12 protein-coding genes are annotated in these 14,568 nt (G+C 45.6%); 4 read left to right on the forward strand and 8 right to left on the reverse strand.

Annotation, left to right across the window (positions count from 1 at the left end):
* The first annotated feature begins 106 nt into the window (after window positions 1-106).
* The gene (locus ACWPOD_RS03620) at window positions 107-481 is read left to right on the forward strand and encodes a YgiW/YdeI family stress tolerance OB fold protein (protein WP_456231570.1); all 375 of its coding nucleotides are present in this window, start codon (window positions 107-109) and stop codon (window positions 479-481) included.
* A 153-nt stretch (window positions 482-634) separates the two neighbouring features.
* On the forward strand, window positions 635-1,171 hold the full coding sequence (locus tag ACWPOD_RS03625; protein WP_005394515.1) for a hypothetical protein: 537 nt from the start codon (window positions 635-637) through the stop codon (window positions 1,169-1,171).
* A gap of 113 nt (window positions 1,172-1,284) precedes the next feature.
* Here ACWPOD_RS03625 and ACWPOD_RS03630 read toward each other — a convergent pair whose 3' ends face one another.
* From ACWPOD_RS03630 to ACWPOD_RS03640, 3 genes are all read right to left on the reverse strand, one after another.
* Complete coding sequence (locus tag ACWPOD_RS03630) at window positions 1,285-1,968, reverse strand: ATP-dependent zinc protease family protein (RefSeq protein WP_456231571.1); 684 nt, start codon at window positions 1,966-1,968, stop codon at window positions 1,285-1,287.
* Window positions 1,969-1,979: 11 nt separating this feature from the next.
* On the reverse strand, window positions 1,980-3,167 hold the full coding sequence (locus tag ACWPOD_RS03635; protein ID WP_191907357.1) for an amino acid aminotransferase: 1,188 nt from the start codon (window positions 3,165-3,167) through the stop codon (window positions 1,980-1,982).
* A 155-nt stretch (window positions 3,168-3,322) separates the two neighbouring features.
* Window positions 3,323-4,180 (reverse strand): AraC family transcriptional regulator, encoded by an 858-nt coding sequence (locus ACWPOD_RS03640; RefSeq protein WP_053808398.1) that lies wholly within the window; start codon window positions 4,178-4,180, stop codon window positions 3,323-3,325.
* Window positions 4,181-4,300: 120 nt separating this feature from the next.
* Here ACWPOD_RS03640 and ACWPOD_RS03645 point away from each other — a divergent pair, with 120 nt between their 5' ends.
* Window positions 4,301-5,686, forward strand: coding sequence for an MATE family efflux transporter (locus ACWPOD_RS03645; RefSeq protein WP_167427516.1), 1,386 nt, complete (start codon window positions 4,301-4,303; stop codon window positions 5,684-5,686).
* An 84-nt stretch (window positions 5,687-5,770) separates the two neighbouring features.
* Here ACWPOD_RS03645 and nrdG read toward each other — a convergent pair whose 3' ends face one another.
* A complete protein-coding gene (gene nrdG, locus ACWPOD_RS03650; protein ID WP_005394529.1) occupies window positions 5,771-6,241 on the reverse strand; it encodes an anaerobic ribonucleoside-triphosphate reductase-activating protein in 471 nt (156 codons plus the stop codon).
* 84 nt (window positions 6,242-6,325) lie between these two features.
* Window positions 6,326-8,446 (reverse strand): anaerobic ribonucleoside-triphosphate reductase, encoded by a 2,121-nt coding sequence (nrdD, locus tag ACWPOD_RS03655; protein WP_161442232.1) that lies wholly within the window; start codon window positions 8,444-8,446, stop codon window positions 6,326-6,328.
* 309 nt (window positions 8,447-8,755) lie between these two features.
* Here nrdD and ACWPOD_RS03660 point away from each other — a divergent pair, with 309 nt between their 5' ends.
* The gene (locus ACWPOD_RS03660; protein WP_167427517.1) at window positions 8,756-9,622 is read left to right on the forward strand and encodes an endonuclease/exonuclease/phosphatase family protein; all 867 of its coding nucleotides are present in this window, start codon (window positions 8,756-8,758) and stop codon (window positions 9,620-9,622) included.
* A gap of 88 nt (window positions 9,623-9,710) precedes the next feature.
* Here the strand turns inward: ACWPOD_RS03660 and ACWPOD_RS03665 are convergent, their stop codons facing one another.
* The 3 genes from ACWPOD_RS03665 to ACWPOD_RS03675 are packed head-to-tail and all read right to left on the reverse strand — an operon-like array spanning window position 9,711 to window position 14,558.
* The gene (locus ACWPOD_RS03665; protein ID WP_005460933.1) at window positions 9,711-10,766 is read right to left on the reverse strand and encodes an efflux RND transporter periplasmic adaptor subunit; all 1,056 of its coding nucleotides are present in this window, start codon (window positions 10,764-10,766) and stop codon (window positions 9,711-9,713) included.
* A complete protein-coding gene (locus ACWPOD_RS03670; protein WP_456231572.1) occupies window positions 10,763-14,071 on the reverse strand; it encodes an efflux RND transporter permease subunit in 3,309 nt (1,102 codons plus the stop codon). Before ACWPOD_RS03670 ends, ACWPOD_RS03665 begins: the two co-directional genes overlap by 4 nt.
* A gap of 28 nt (window positions 14,072-14,099) precedes the next feature.
* Window positions 14,100-14,558, reverse strand: a complete 459-nt coding sequence (locus ACWPOD_RS03675) for a YeeE/YedE family protein (RefSeq protein WP_046875443.1) — start codon at window positions 14,556-14,558, stop codon at window positions 14,100-14,102.
* Window positions 14,559-14,568: the final 10 nt, after the last annotated feature.

Below are 14,568 nucleotides of genomic sequence, written 5' to 3' on the forward strand. Positions count from 1 at the left end.
CCCACTTACTCAAGCAAATGAATAGAATATGAATGTTGAAATCATCATTGGTTCAAACAAGCTCTGTTTTAATGAACCCATCAAAACAAACCGATGAGGATGTAACATGAAAAAGAATACAATTATCGCAACAATCGCCGCCTTAGTTATTTCTCCTTCTATCGCGTTCGCGAAAGATCACGCTCAAAACCAATCAAACTTGCAGTTTAATGGTCCTGTCACTGTGGAAAAATTGGACGCCTTGCTAAACGACTCCAATATGTTTACTGAAAAAGATGTAGTCGTTGAAGGTAACTTATTACGTCAAGTTCGCGCGGATAAGTTTGTCTTTAGCGATGGTTCCGGTGAAGTCATGGTCGAACTGGATGACGATATCCGACTAAACTCTCCGATTGATCACACGACTAAAGTCCGTCTGTTTGGCGAATTTGAAGGCGGAAATAAGCCAGAAATTGAAGTCGAGCAACTGGTGATCATGTAAAACACCCCCGATTGCTTTGGATATCAGCATGATGTGGTGAGCATTATAGCTAAATGGTGACGGCAAGCACTTAAAATGATAGCTTTATCAATCTTGGTCTGCTTTTTGCAGACCATTTTTTTGTTCATTTTAATCATCTTGCCCGGAGACACCATGCTAGGTAAAGCTCTAAAGGTTGCAGCCTTTGGTTTGTGCGCTGTTTTGCCACTTTCCGCACATGCAAATAATTTCAACTACAACACGATGGAATTTCGCATGGGCACTAGCCCTGGTACATTTGGTGGCGAGTTCAATACCTACTTTACGGAAAACACCCACTTCATTGCTCGCGCAGACAGTGAATTCAGCGGAGACTGGGACATTGCTGGTGGTATTGGCTTTAATGGCCCTGCGGGTCAATTTGCGGATATTTATGGCCAAATGTTGGTACACAACATTAAAGAAAACGGCAGTGATAAAGTGGGTGACGAGTGGCGCACTGAGGTGAATATTGGTACTCGTATTTGGTTCATGCAAAATGTTGAGCTACATGCCCGTATCGGTCAAATAATGGATAACGACGATTCCAATACCGTTTATAATTTTGGCGCAAGATTCCACTCTACTCAGCAACTATCACTTGGCGCGGATTTCAAAAATAATGGTGTCTATGGCCAACAAATTGTGATGTCTGCTCGTTTTGCATTTTAATTAAGTAACTAAGCAGTTGCATTAATAAGTGTGTGATTCAATAAAAATGGCCTCCGGTTTCGGAGGCCATTTTTGTTAAGTACCGATTGTTAGCCGGAACTAGTAATAAGGCATTAATTTTTGCCGGATTGTTTAGGTTTATCTTGGACATACTTTTTCGATACATCCACAACGGCGATATCTCTAAAAAAGCTTCGACCAAGTAAAATTGGAAACTTCATATGCCCACGCTCAGCTAACGTAAACTCAGTCTTTTCTTTGTGGTCACCGACGGTAATATACGCTTTTACTACCGCTCGTTTATCCACCTCTTCTGATGATGACTGCTTGATTTTAGCCCAGCGCTCTACAGGTACTTTAAACTCTTTAGTTTCTTTATCGCCCAAGTCGATCTTAAACTGAACCCAATCTTTACCATCACGCTCAAACGGAACAATGTCTGTCGCGCTAATTGATGATGTTGTCGCCCCTGTATCAACCCTAGCTTTGAAGGTTTGATCAATTTCAGGAACGTAAACCCACTCTTCAGAACCAAGAATCAACATGCCGTCTGGTGTCTTTGTCACTTTGGCTGGTTTTGTCGGTTTTGGCTCGGGCTTTTTCTCAGGTTTTACTTCAGGCTTAGGCTCCACCTCAGGCGTTGGATCAACCTCTGGTTTCACTTCTGGCTCTACTTTGACAGGTTCTTCGACCTTCGGCGACTCAGGCTCAGCAGGTTCCGGCGTCGTTTGAGTTGACGTACAAGCAATTAAACTGCCGCTCATCATAAGCGGCAGAATCAGTTTCCAGTTTTTCATCCACACTCCAATTAAGCTTGAGATACTTTCTTAATTGCGTCCGCTACGTATGGAATATGAGTTTCGGTAAGTCCAGCGATGTTAATTCGACCATCGCCAACACCATAAATGCCATAATCTTCACGCAGTTGCGCCATTTGGTTTTCACTAAAGCCTAGCACAGTAAACATGCCTTTGTGACCCTCAATGAAGTCAAATTGATCGGTATTATGGTTGTTTCTCAATTCGTTACACAAACTTTGACGAAGACTAACCAAACGATGTTGCATTTCACTCAACTCTTGCTTCCAAACGGAAGTCAGGTTGTCATCTTGAAGAATCGTCTTAACCAAAGCCGCTCCATGATCGGGTGGCATCGTGTAAGTAGAACGCGCTAACGTCAGTAACTTGCCTTTTGCATTCGTCACGTCTTGCATGTTCTTACCAACGACAATCGCCGCACCTGTGCGCTCGCGATATAGGCCAAAGTTCTTCGAACATGACGTCGTTATTAACATCTCTTCAACGTTATCTGCCATGAAGCGAAGCCCTTTTGCGTCTTCCTCTAGGCCATCACCAAAGCCTTGGTAGGCAATATCAACAAATGGGGTGAAACCGTTCTTCTGTGACAATTCCGTAATGGCTTGCCAAGCAGAAAAATCGATATCTGCGCCTGTTGGGTTGTGACAGCAACCATGCAGCAATACAACATCGGAAGGCCCTGCCTTCGCAAGATCATCCATCATTTTTGCTGTGTCTACTTGTTTCGTTTCTGGAGAAAAGTAATGGTAGAACTTAACTTTAAGACCTGCCGCTTCCATCACTGGTTTATGGTTTACGTAGCTAGGGTTTGAAATCCAAACCGTCGTATCTGGCTGTGCGACCTTCATTAGGTCACCTAACATACGCAGCGCACCACTTGCACCTGGTGTTTGAATGGCAGCAACACGATCCATTGCTGACGTTCCCGTCAGTAGCAAATCGATCATGCTTTTATTAAATTCTTCGCAACCCGCAAGACCAACATAAGATTTGGTTTTTTGAGTTTCAACAACGACATCCTGCGCCATTTGAATGGCTTTCATGATCGGCGTTTCGCCTGCGCTGTTCTTATAGACGCCAATACCAAGGTCAACCTTGTTTGGACGGTCATCGTTACGGTATGCAACGGATAGAGATAAAATAGGATCTAATACGGGAGTTGGGAGATTAGAAAACATGAAAGTCATAACCCTTTGAAATTCAAGTACCGAACCTCACGTTAACACCATCGCAAAAAATGGCGAAATGATTTTTCACTTATTTCATCAATTAGAGAACAAAATTCTGGGTTACGATAAGTTTTGTGCGCTCTATCGGTTATAAAAAGAACGATTCACTCCTCAATATACCAATCCACTCTTCCGTTTTTCCTAAATTCTCTTGGCGTCATGCTCGACCACGCTTTAAAACGTGTACTAAAGTTGGCACTAGTTGGATATCCGACTATCTCTCCAATATGTTGAATCGGCCATTCTGTTGAACGAAGTAACCTAGCAGCGTATTCCATGCGCATACGTGTTAAATGTGCCATCGGGCTTCGACCAAACTGCTTTTGAGTCAGACGGTGCAAATGTGGCTCCGAACATGGATATAAAGCTGCCACTTGCTCGACACTCCAATCCTTATGGAGCTGACGCTGGACAAGATCGAATACGCGCCGAAGCCTCAATTGGCTGCGTGATATCGACTCTGAGGGCGGCATGTTTAACATCAGCTCTAACTGAGCCACGCTATGTGCACCAACCGCACCACCATAATCAATAGGAAGATTAATACTGCGTAACAACGTTTGGATACACGCATACATCACCTCAGGTGCAGATGTGAGCTGGTAACTAATATTACTCTCTATCATTGGCCATGCTCTATCAGGAGTAAGAAAAAGCCATGCGATCTGCCAGGGTTCCTCTTCCATACCAAAACCGTTTTCAACACCTGCAGGCACCGTGATCAACGAGCCAGGCTCCAAATCATATCGACACGCCCCACTTTCTAACCAACCTTTACCGCGCACGGTGTAAAGCAGCATGTGTTTTTTTTGGTTTTTACGATAAACAGAGAAGAAGTCACGACAGGTTGCAATTCCGCACTGCACAATGCCTCTCTCCTCCAATGCCAGTACTCGACTGTGATCAATAAACTCTTGATAGGTTTTTTCTGAAATCGCGTAGCGTTCTTGTTTATCTTCCATGATTTATTGGCTCACATATACACTAGTGGAGAGTTTTACAAAGGTTTTGGATGCCTTTGAAAAATACACCGCCAAATCATAGGGATAAACTACTCGCATTAATCTTTAAGGAGAAATGCGATGCTCTTAACACGCGAATACATCGATAAAGCATTTTGGCAAAAGCTGATTTCGATTGGCCTTCCTGTTTCACTTCAATCCATGCTTTTTGCGTTACTCGGCGTCGTGGATATTTTCATGGTGAGCCAACTCGGCGAATCCGCCACTGCAGCCGTTGGAGTCGGAAATCGCATTTTTTTCTTTAACCTTGCAGTCATTTTCGGTCTTTGCGGTGCAGTAACAGTGCTGGCTTCTCAATATTACGGTTCAGGGAACCTGGCAGGAATCCGCAGAACATTGGCGCAATCTTGGTGTATTTCCATTTTAGTGACGCTGCCGTTTATTATTCTCTACGCGATTTTTGATAAAGAGATCGTCTCTTTCATGTCAGACGCTCCTGAATACGTCGCTTATGCGCGTGATTATCTTGTGATTACGGGCTTTAGCCTCATTGCAACCGCGATAGTGGTGCCAATAGAAGCGGTATTGCGCGCCGTAGGCCAAACCAAACTGGCAACCAACGTCAGTGTCTCCGCGATTGTCGTGAACGTCGTGCTTAATTATGTTTTGATTTTCGGTTTATTCGGCTTCCCTCAATGGGGCGTATTTGGTGCAGCCGTTGGCAGCTTTGTTTCTCGATTTTTCCAAACGGCAGTGTTGATTTACTTTTTCTGTAAACGCTACGCATACCTTATTCCGACCAAGTTCGATTGGGCGAAAGGCCGTTTAAAGCAGTATCGTCAAAAATACTTTAAGGTTTCTCTACCCATGTTGGTCCACGATGCGCTCTGGACTGGTGGGCTGATCGTTTACAGCATCATCTATGGTCAATTGGGCGTTTCAGAACTTGCGATCATCTCATTCTTATCCCCGATTGAAGGCGTACTGATTTCAACCTTTATGGGATTTGCGGTCGCTGCATCCGTTCTTCTTGGGAATGATATTGGCGCAAAACATTATGATCGGGTCGAGAAAACGGCGTGGTGGTATGTGTTAACCAGCGCAATCTTAGCCACCTTATTGTTTTTCCTAGTGTGGTTGAGCTCGCCTCTGATTCATCATCTATTGGTACTGAGCCCATTAACCGATGCAGAAATGGCACTCAACGTATGCTTAGTCATGGCGCTGGGTATGATTTTGAGAGTTTTTAACATGGTAGGGATTGGCGGCGTACTAAAGAGCGGCGCAGATATTCGCTACAGTATTTTCATTGATACGTTTGGTCAGTGGGCTATTGGTATTCCCCTTACCTATTACACTGGTATGGTACTCGGGTTGCCTTTGCATTTTGTCTTGATGTCTCTGCTAGCTGAAGAATTTGTGAAAGGCGTACTTACGACTTATCGTATCCAATCTAAACGTTGGATAAATAATATAGTCGAGGATGACCAAGCGGTGACAGCGTAACTGGAAATACACTAACGAACTCACACCAAAAGGGCTCACACGTTATGCACGTGTGAGCCCTTTTTATGTTTGGAGAATACTTGATTAAATATCCGTAAAGCGATGAATGATTTGGTTTGAACTGCCACGCCATTCGAGATTGAGATCTTTCTTGTCTTGTTCAAACTTACCATCAATCAAAACATCGATGTATTGCACCACTTCTCTTTGCGCGTCATCCAGTTCAGCCAGTGTGTAGCCTGTCCAAACCCAGATGTCTTTACCGGGACACTCTTCTCTCACCCTTTTCACGATCTTTAAAATATGAGGTACATTAGCAGGATGAAGCGGATCTCCGCCCGACAACGACAAACCGCGACGCTTAATGCGCGTGTCATTCAAGTCATTGATGATCTTGTCTTCCGCTTCTTGCGTGAACAACACTCCCGAATCCAAGCGTTGCGTCGACTGGTTATAACAGCCACGACACTGATGTACACAGCCCGACACAAACAATGTGCAGCGCGTACCCGGTCCGTTAACAACGTCAATTGGATAATATTGGTGGTAGTTCATAATGCGTCTCTTTGTTATCGCGAAAAAGAAAATCAACCTAAAGCAGGTTGATTTTCAAAGTGTTGAATCGAGTGGTAATTAACCTTATAGGTGTTTCACTCGACGTTTAACTTCTTCTTGTTTGCCGAAGTTAAACGGACGTGCATCTGGGCTGCCCAAGTAGCCACATACGCGACGTGTCACCGATACTTTGGTTGAATCGTGGTTGCCACAACTTGGGCAAGTAAAGCCTTTGCTTGTACATTCAAACTCGCCGGTGTAACCACATTCGTAACACTCATCAATCGGAGTGTTGGTTCCGTAGTAAGGAACGCGGGTGTAACTGTAGTCCCACACGTTTTCTAGCGCTTCTACGTTACGTTGCATGTTCGGGAATTCACCGTAACAGATGAAGCCACCGCTTGAGATTTCTGGGTAAGGCATCTCGAAGTCGATCTTGTCGTAAGGGTTAACCTTCTTCTCAACATCCAAGTGGAAGCTGTTGGTGTAGTAACCTTTGTCTGTTACGCCTTCAATCAAACCAAACTCTTTGGTGTCGATGCGGCAGAAACGACTACATAGGTTTTCACTTGGTGTTGCGTACAAGCTAAAGCCATAGCCAGTTTCGTCAGCCCATTGATTCACCGCATCTTTTAGATGTTTGATGATCGCGACCGCTTTTTCACGCAATACGGCATCATCGTAAACGTGCGCTTCAGTACCAAACAACGCGTTGATAGTTTCATGCACGCCAATGTAACCTAGAGAAATTGATGCACGGCCGTTTTTGAAGATTTCTGCAATCGAATCGTCCGCTTTCAAGCGCACACCACATGCACCTTCCATATATAGAATTGGTGCAACGCGCGCTTTTACGTTCTCTAGACGAGAAATACGTGTTTCTAGTGCTTTACGAGCAAGACGTAGACGATCATCAAGCAGTTCATAGAACTTCGCTTCGCTGCCTTTTGCGCGAAGCGCGATACGTGGCAAGTTCAAGCTAACTACACCAAGGTTGTTACGACCTTCATGGATAAGTTCACCATTCTCTTCGTAAGTACCTAGGAAGCTACGACAACCCATCGGTGTTTTGAATGAACCAGTTACTTCCACTACTTTGTCGTAGTTAAGAATGTCTGGGTACATACGCTTAGACGCGCACTCAAGCGCAAGTTGCTTGATGTCGTAGTTTGGATCTTCTGATTTGTGGTTTAGACCGTCTTTAATACCGAACACCAATTTAGGGAATACGGCGGTTTTACGGTTTTTGCCAAGACCAGCGATACGGTTTTTCAAAATCGATTGCTGAATAAGACGAGACGCCCAGCTTGTACCAAGACCAAAACCAAACGTTACGAATGGGGTTTGCCCGTTCGCCGTGTGCAATGTGTTTACTTCGTATTCCAGAGATTGGAATGCGTCGTAACACTCTTTCTCTGTGCGCGCTTTAGCAAACTCTTCTGGCTCAGCAATGTTCCACTCTTTCGCGATTTCTAAATGCTTTTCATAGCTCGTGATGACGTAAGGTTCTAACACTTCGTCAATACGGTTGATAGTTGTACCGCCATAAATATGGCTAGCCACTTGAGCAATAATTTGCGCCGTTACGGCAGTCGCAGTTGAAATCGATTTAGGCGTATCGATTTCTGCATTACCCATTTTGAAGCCGTGCGTTAGCATGCCTTTCAAATCGATAAGCATACAGTTAAACATCGGGAAGAATGGGGCGTAATCCAGATCGTGGTAGTGAATGTCACCCACTTCGTGTGCTTGAACCACATCACGAGGCAGGATGTGCGTTTTCGCGTAGTGCTTCGCCACAATCCCAGCCAACAAGTCACGCTGAGTTGGGATAACTTTGCCGTCTTTGTTCGCGTTTTCGTTGATCAAATCAAGGTTACTTTCTTCAATCAAACCCTCGATTTCACGAGTTAGTGCACTTTGCTTTTCACGAGCGATGTCGCGGTCATGGCGGTATTCAATGTAAGAACGTGCTAGGGCTTTGTAAGGGCCTTGCATGAGCTCATTCTCGACTAAGTCTTGAATCTCATGGATGTGAACTTCATCGTGATCTTTTAGCTGTAACTCGACAGCAAGAGCGACATTAAGAGCATAAATGGCGACATCTTTATCTTTGTTTTCCGCTGCTGCTTCAACTGCTGCTTGGATACGATCCCTGTTGAACGGAGCTCTTGAGCCGTCACGCTTGATTACGATTGGTTTCACTTTCTTCTCCTTACCCCAGCATACTCACAGAGTTATCCACAAACACACTATATGGGGTTATTTTTTATTCTGCTAACACAATATATTGTGGCGTATTTAACGAAAAGCACCACTTGAAAACATTGATTTTGATCAATAAAGATCGGCTAGCGGACAAGAACAAATCGATCTTATTGGTACTGATCTCAGTTGCGAAGAAAACCGTGAAAATTGCAAAATTGGAACTAAATCTACTTGCTTTTTTGGGATGTCTTATAGAATAAAGGTTGGAAAGGAATACGCTAAAATCCAGGAGTGAAACAAGCCAATATGCGATCACTATTTGTTACTGCCTTATTAATTTTTAGTTCAACGTCACTTGCTCAAAACTCCATCAACTTAACCAGTTGGAATATAGAATGGCTGTCTATAAATGGAGGTAAGATTTCGAGAACCAGTGACGATTTCGTCAAACTCAACCAATATGTGGATAAAACTCAAGCCGACATCATCGCCTTTCAAGAGGTCGACTCCAAAGCCGCCGTTCAAAAAGCCGTAGGAAATGGCTACGCGATTTACCTCTCTGATCGAGCTCAATCAAACAATAAGCACCTTCAGTTTTCTGATACCAACCAGTACACCGGTTTTGCTGTGCGTAAAGACATTGAAGTGTCTGACCCAGCAGACTTCTCAATCACGCGTGGTAATAGCAAGTTGCGCTTTGCCAGCTACATCGTCGTTAACCCAAACCAAAAGGACGAGCTTCACCTGCTCTCTGTGCATCTAAAAGCAGGATGCAGCGGAGCATACAAAAACAACCGCAATTGCCAAACACTGAGCCAACAAGGAGAAGCACTTGCGAAATGGATGAGCGAGAGAGAAAAGAAAAAGCAGCAGTACGCCGTAATGGGCGATTTCAATCACAACTTGTCGTATCAACGTGATTGGCTGTGGGCGATCATGACGCTTGGTAACGATGCACAATTGGTAACGCGAGATACCAAAGCGGATTGCAAGGTTCGCTCAAATAAGAACCCAAGAAAAACACACCAATTCCGCTCTTTGATTGATCACATTATTGTTAGCCCGCAAATAAAAGCGAAAAACGCGCATCAAACGCTGTTTAGCTCACAAGATGTTTTAGATTACAAACTGAGTGACCATTGTCCTGTAAACGCAACGTTAACGCTTAACTGAACGAACAAAACAGCCCAGCATCATGCTGGGCTGTTTTATGTTGTTTGTTAGATAGACGTTTAACTAGTTAACAAAAGAAACCGTTCTATCAAAGCGCTCTTGGATTCAGCAGCACGACGTCACCCTGCTTCAACCCCGTTCGCACTCTCCCCAACTCTCCAAGCTGAATAAGCCGAGTTTCTACCTCACCGCTGTCTTGCACCACTTTTACGTAGTCCAATTGGCCAACTTGGTAAACTGCCTCTTTTGGCACGCGAAGTACAACATCGTCGGTCAAGGTCAACGCGACTTTGGCGTATGTACCTGGATAGATAGCCGTTGGCGGCTCAAATTGAAGCTTTACGGTATAACTGCGCGAGTTGGCATCTGCCGACGGCGTCACTTCTTTTACAGCCGCTTGCGCATTGAGGTTGTAAGACGGGAAAACAACGTCCACTTCTTTATCGTAAGTCACATAAGGCATGACAGACTCAGCGAAGTTCACCTCTATTTCCAACGAGTTTGGATTGTACATTGATAAAAGCAAAGCCCCCGGCGTCGCGGTATCACCTTTGTTGATGGGCTTTTGCGTGATCAAGCCATCAAACGGCGCAGTAATAATGCTGTAGCCAAAGGTCGTTTCCGCCTCAGAGACCGCCGCCTGCGCTTTATTAAAGTTGGCTTGTGCGGTTTGCAACGCACTTTCCGCTTGGTCAAATTGCGATTGAGGGATCAGCTTTTTGTTTAAAAGCGCTCTGACACGAGAAAACTCCTTTCTCGCCGCATTGAGCTGCGCTTGTGCAGAGGATAAAGCCTGCTCACTTTGACGAACTCGCGCGTCGAGATCATCGCTTTCTAGCCGCGCCAACACGTCTCCTTGCTTCACTCTATCGCCAACCTTCACCAATACCTCCATCACCGATGCCGTTAACCGTGCCGCGATATCGGCGTGCTGCTCTGCAACGACGACGCCCGGAAATTCTCGAACAACCGGTTCGCTGGTTAACATCAGTTGATGTGTCTCTGCGTTATTTACATCAATCTGATTGGTTTTCGCGTCATGTTCGGTCGGCAACTTTTCTGTAAAAAATCCAGCCATATAGAGAAAAAGAAGCGCGAGTATGGCAAACAGAATCACGCCTAACCATTTGGTATCTAATTTCATTGCTCTTCCTCCATCTGAGGTAATCCATGTCCTTTAGTGTTTTGGTATGCAAGGTTGTAAACCACCGGAACCACAAGCAACGTAAAGATGGTCGAGGCGGTAATTCCGAATATGATTGCCCAAGCCAAACCGTTAAAAATTGGGTCTAACGTAATCACGACATTACCCAGTAACGTTGTACCCGCGGTCAGTAATATTGGCCGCATACGAACAACACCAGATTCAATCAACGCATCATGTAAACTACGACCTTCAGCCAGCGATTGCTGAACAAATTCAATCAAAACGAGTGAGTTACGCACCACAATCCCTGCCAGCGCAATCATGCCGATCATCGCGGTCGCCGTGAACAGAGCTGGGTTGGGGTAATTACCGATGTCACTGCTTAACACATTCAAAATCCAGAACCCCGGCATAATCCCAATCACGGTCAGAGGTATCGCCAGCATGATGATGCCCGATACCGCAGGTAAACCAGTTTGAATCAACATCACTACAAATACGCCAAGCAGCGCAGCGCCATAAGCAATGCCTAAATCGCGGAATACGTCCACTGTGATTTTCCATTCCCCCTCACCACTCCAAACCACTTCGATGTTGCCTGGCACGCTCCAAGTGACACCAGCGCCATTGCTCAAGTACGTGCGATCTTGCCAGTGACGATGCACATCTTCCGCGTGAGTTGTATCTTGGTCAGCCATCACATCGGCAATCACTTCACCCGGAACACGCCCAACGACCTCGGCGTAAACATACACAACAGGCTTGAGGTTTTTATGGAAAATCGGTTTGTCCGCTGCGCGTTTCACAAAATGACCGACTTCAGACAACTGCACGATAGGCTGAGGAGCATCCACAACAGCCCCATTGGATTCTACTTTTGCAATCCCCGGACGGCCTCGCACATAAAGCTGCTCTAGTTGATTCAGGTTATCTCTGTCTTCGCGTCGGAGCTGCACTTCGATAGGTAGTGGATCCACTTCTCTTGGATCGGCGATATAACCGAGCACTTTGGCGTTCGCGGCGGTAATAAGCGTGTTATTGATATCAGCAACAGAAACACCGGACAGCGCCGCTTTTTCTTGATCAACGATGAATTGCCACGTTTCTAAATCACCTTGGATGCTGGTATCCACCTCAGAAACCAACTGTTCTTTGCGAAGCCTATCCGCGACTTTCTCTGCTTGGATCATCAGATCTTCATAAGATGTCGCTTCATCACCGTAAACTTCTGCCGTAATGGTGGCGATAACAGGCGGGCCTGGTGGCACTTCGACTAGCTGCACGTCAGCGTCAAACTTATCTGCAATCTGCTCTAAATCCGCCCTGAGTCGTGTCACCAGTTCGTGTGATTGCATTGCGCGGCGATTCTTCTCTGCAAGAACGACTCGAAGCTCGCCTTGGTATGGTTCGCTACGCATAAAGTAGTGGCGCACCATGCCGTTGAAATCCATTGGGGAAGCGGTACCTGCAAAGCCCGACACACTTGTCACTTCCGGCACCGTCATTAAATAGTCCGTAAAGTTCGACAGCGCGTTGGAGGTATCCACAAAGCTTGAAGACTCTGGCATGTTTAATACCAATTGGAACTCATTTTTATTGTCATAAGGCAGCAACTTGAGTGGAACTAAGCGAAGTGCTGGCAACAATGCTGCCAAGACGAACAACAAGGCAACCAAACCAAGGAAAAGCCATGCTTTCTTGCGGCTTTCAAGTAGCGGAATCAACACACCACGATACAAACGATACATCGGCGACGATTGGATGTCATAGTGGCCGTTTTTCTCAGCACCTTTGAGTAGCTTCTTGGCAAGCCAAGGCGTGATCATAAACGCGACAACGGTACTAAAGATAACGCTGATCGGAACGTTGAACGCCAGTGGCGCCATGTAAGGCCCCATCATCCCAGTGATAAAAAACATCGGCGTAAACACGATCACGATTGCGACCGTCGACATTAACAAGGCGCTACGAATTTCTGCCATGGCGAGAACAATCGCGTTGGTTCGTGTTAGATTTTTGCGTTTGAGGTAGCGTTCAATGTTGTCGATACTCGCGATCGGATCGTCCACGATCAAACCTAGCGCCAAAATCAATGCAAAGAGCGTGACTCGGTTGATGGAATAGCCAAATGCCAAGTCCATCCCGAGCGCGGCACCATAGCTAATCGGAATCGCGATACCAACCACCAATGCGCTTCGCCAGTTCAAAAACAAACCGACAAACACCACGACCGTTAGAATAGAGATGCCAAGGCTTGATACCAAGTTGTTTACTTTCGCATTCGCCGTTTCGCCATAGTCACGAATGACTGCAACTTGAACTTGTGGAGGAAACTGCTCGGATTGAAGCGCCGCCAGTTTATCCCGAACAGACTGAGCGACGTTAACCGCGTTCGAGCCTTTTTGTTTAGCGACAGAAATGAACACCGATGGGTATGCTTCATCGTGGTTTTTATCGCGATACCAAGTATCGGATGTTGCCTCACCTTCACCGTCGTAAATACGCGCGACATCTTTCAAATAAACGGGTTTGCCATTGAGCACCGCGATAACAAGATCGCCAACCTCTTCGGCGTTAGTCAGAAACCGTCCCGACTCCAATGTGTAATTTTGCCCGTTTACGCGAACGTTCTTGCCTTGGGTTTTGCTATTACTGAGCTGAATGGCCTGTTCGAGGTCATCGATGGTTACTTTGAAGTTTGCCATCGCAACGGAATCAAGCTCTATCTGGATTTTTCTCGGCTCACCGCCAATCACTTCCACCTTGTTGGTGGCATCCAATGATTTAATGCCTAACGTGGCTTGGTCTGCAATACGTCTCAACTGATGGCGATCGAGAATGTCTGGATCGGTGGAATAAATTGCGGCAAGAACAATGGGTACATCATCGATTTCAACAGGCTTTACAAGCCAGTTAGTGACAGAAGGAGGAACTTTGTCTTGGTTGGAGTAGAGTTTGTTGTAAAGCTTAACCAGAGCATCTTCGCGGTTTTCGCCGACATAGAAACGAACGATGACTTGCGCAGCACCTTCCATTGACGAAGAATAAACGTATTCCACACCGTCAATTTGGCTAACAAGCTTTTCTAATGGTTCAGTGATTTGATTTTCGACTTGAGAAGCGCTTAGTCCGGGAGCCGAAACCAATACATCCGCCATCGGCACAACGATTTGCGGGTCTTCCTCTTTCGGGGTCAGCCACAAAGCCGCGGCACCGACCATAAGCGCGAGTAAAATCATGATCGGAGGGAAAAAGCTGTTCATCACGGACTGAACAAAACTTCGCTTTAGTTTGTCGGGCATCCTTTCCCCTCCATATCAGATTGATTGTTTACGCGTTCGCGGTTTTCATCTTCTTCGCGTTACGGTAAGTAATGATCGCCTTCGCGAACAGAGATCCAACTAACATCGCAAGGAAGAACACCACAATGCTCACGTTGCCTAATGCCAGACTCGCAACCGCAGGGCCAGGGCAAATACCTGCCAAACCCCAACCTAAACCAAAGATGGCCGCACCAGATAACAAACGTCCGTCGATGTTCTTATTGGTTGGTGTGCAAAACGCTTCACCGCTAACTGATTGTTTTCTCGGCTTGATGATTAAAAAATAGCTTGGCATGAATACCGCGAGTGCGCCGCCCATCACAAAAGCCAAACTTGGATCCCAACTGCCAGAAATATCTAAAAATCCAATGACTTTAGCTGGGTCGATCATACCAGACACCGCCATGCCCATACCGAATAACACACCGCTCAAAAGAGCAGAAAAACGAAAAATAGTCTTGTTCATGGAATCTCTC

This window comes from Vibrio sp. JZG120 (genome assembly GCF_053890955.1).

Bases quoted from the DNA above. Each gene is read 5' to 3' on its own strand.
- ACWPOD_RS03630 (WP_456231571.1), bottom strand. From the start codon at position 1,968: ATGAAAAACTGGAAACTGATTCTGCCGCTTATGATGAGCGGCAGTTTA.
- ACWPOD_RS03675 (WP_046875443.1), bottom strand. From the start codon at position 14,558: ATGAACAAGACTATTTTTCGTTTTTCTGCTCTTTTGAGCGGTGTGTTA.
- ACWPOD_RS03670 (WP_456231572.1), bottom strand. From the start codon at position 14,071: ATGCCCGACAAACTAAAGCGAAGTTTTGTTCAGTCCGTGATGAACAGC.
- ACWPOD_RS03620 (WP_456231570.1), top strand. From the start codon at position 107: ATGAAAAAGAATACAATTATCGCAACAATCGCCGCCTTAGTTATTTCT.
- ACWPOD_RS03635 (WP_191907357.1), bottom strand. From the start codon at position 3,167: ATGTTTTCTAATCTCCCAACTCCCGTATTAGATCCTATTTTATCTCTA.
- ACWPOD_RS03665 (WP_005460933.1), bottom strand. From the start codon at position 10,766: ATGAAATTAGATACCAAATGGTTAGGCGTGATTCTGTTTGCCATACTC.
- ACWPOD_RS03660 (WP_167427517.1), top strand. From the start codon at position 8,756: ATGCGATCACTATTTGTTACTGCCTTATTAATTTTTAGTTCAACGTCA.
- ACWPOD_RS03640 (WP_053808398.1), bottom strand. From the start codon at position 4,180: ATGGAAGATAAACAAGAACGCTACGCGATTTCAGAAAAAACCTATCAA.
- ACWPOD_RS03645 (WP_167427516.1), top strand. From the start codon at position 4,301: ATGCTCTTAACACGCGAATACATCGATAAAGCATTTTGGCAAAAGCTG.
- nrdG (WP_005394529.1), bottom strand. From the start codon at position 6,241: ATGAACTACCACCAATATTATCCAATTGACGTTGTTAACGGACCGGGT.
- ACWPOD_RS03625 (WP_005394515.1), top strand. From the start codon at position 635: ATGCTAGGTAAAGCTCTAAAGGTTGCAGCCTTTGGTTTGTGCGCTGTT.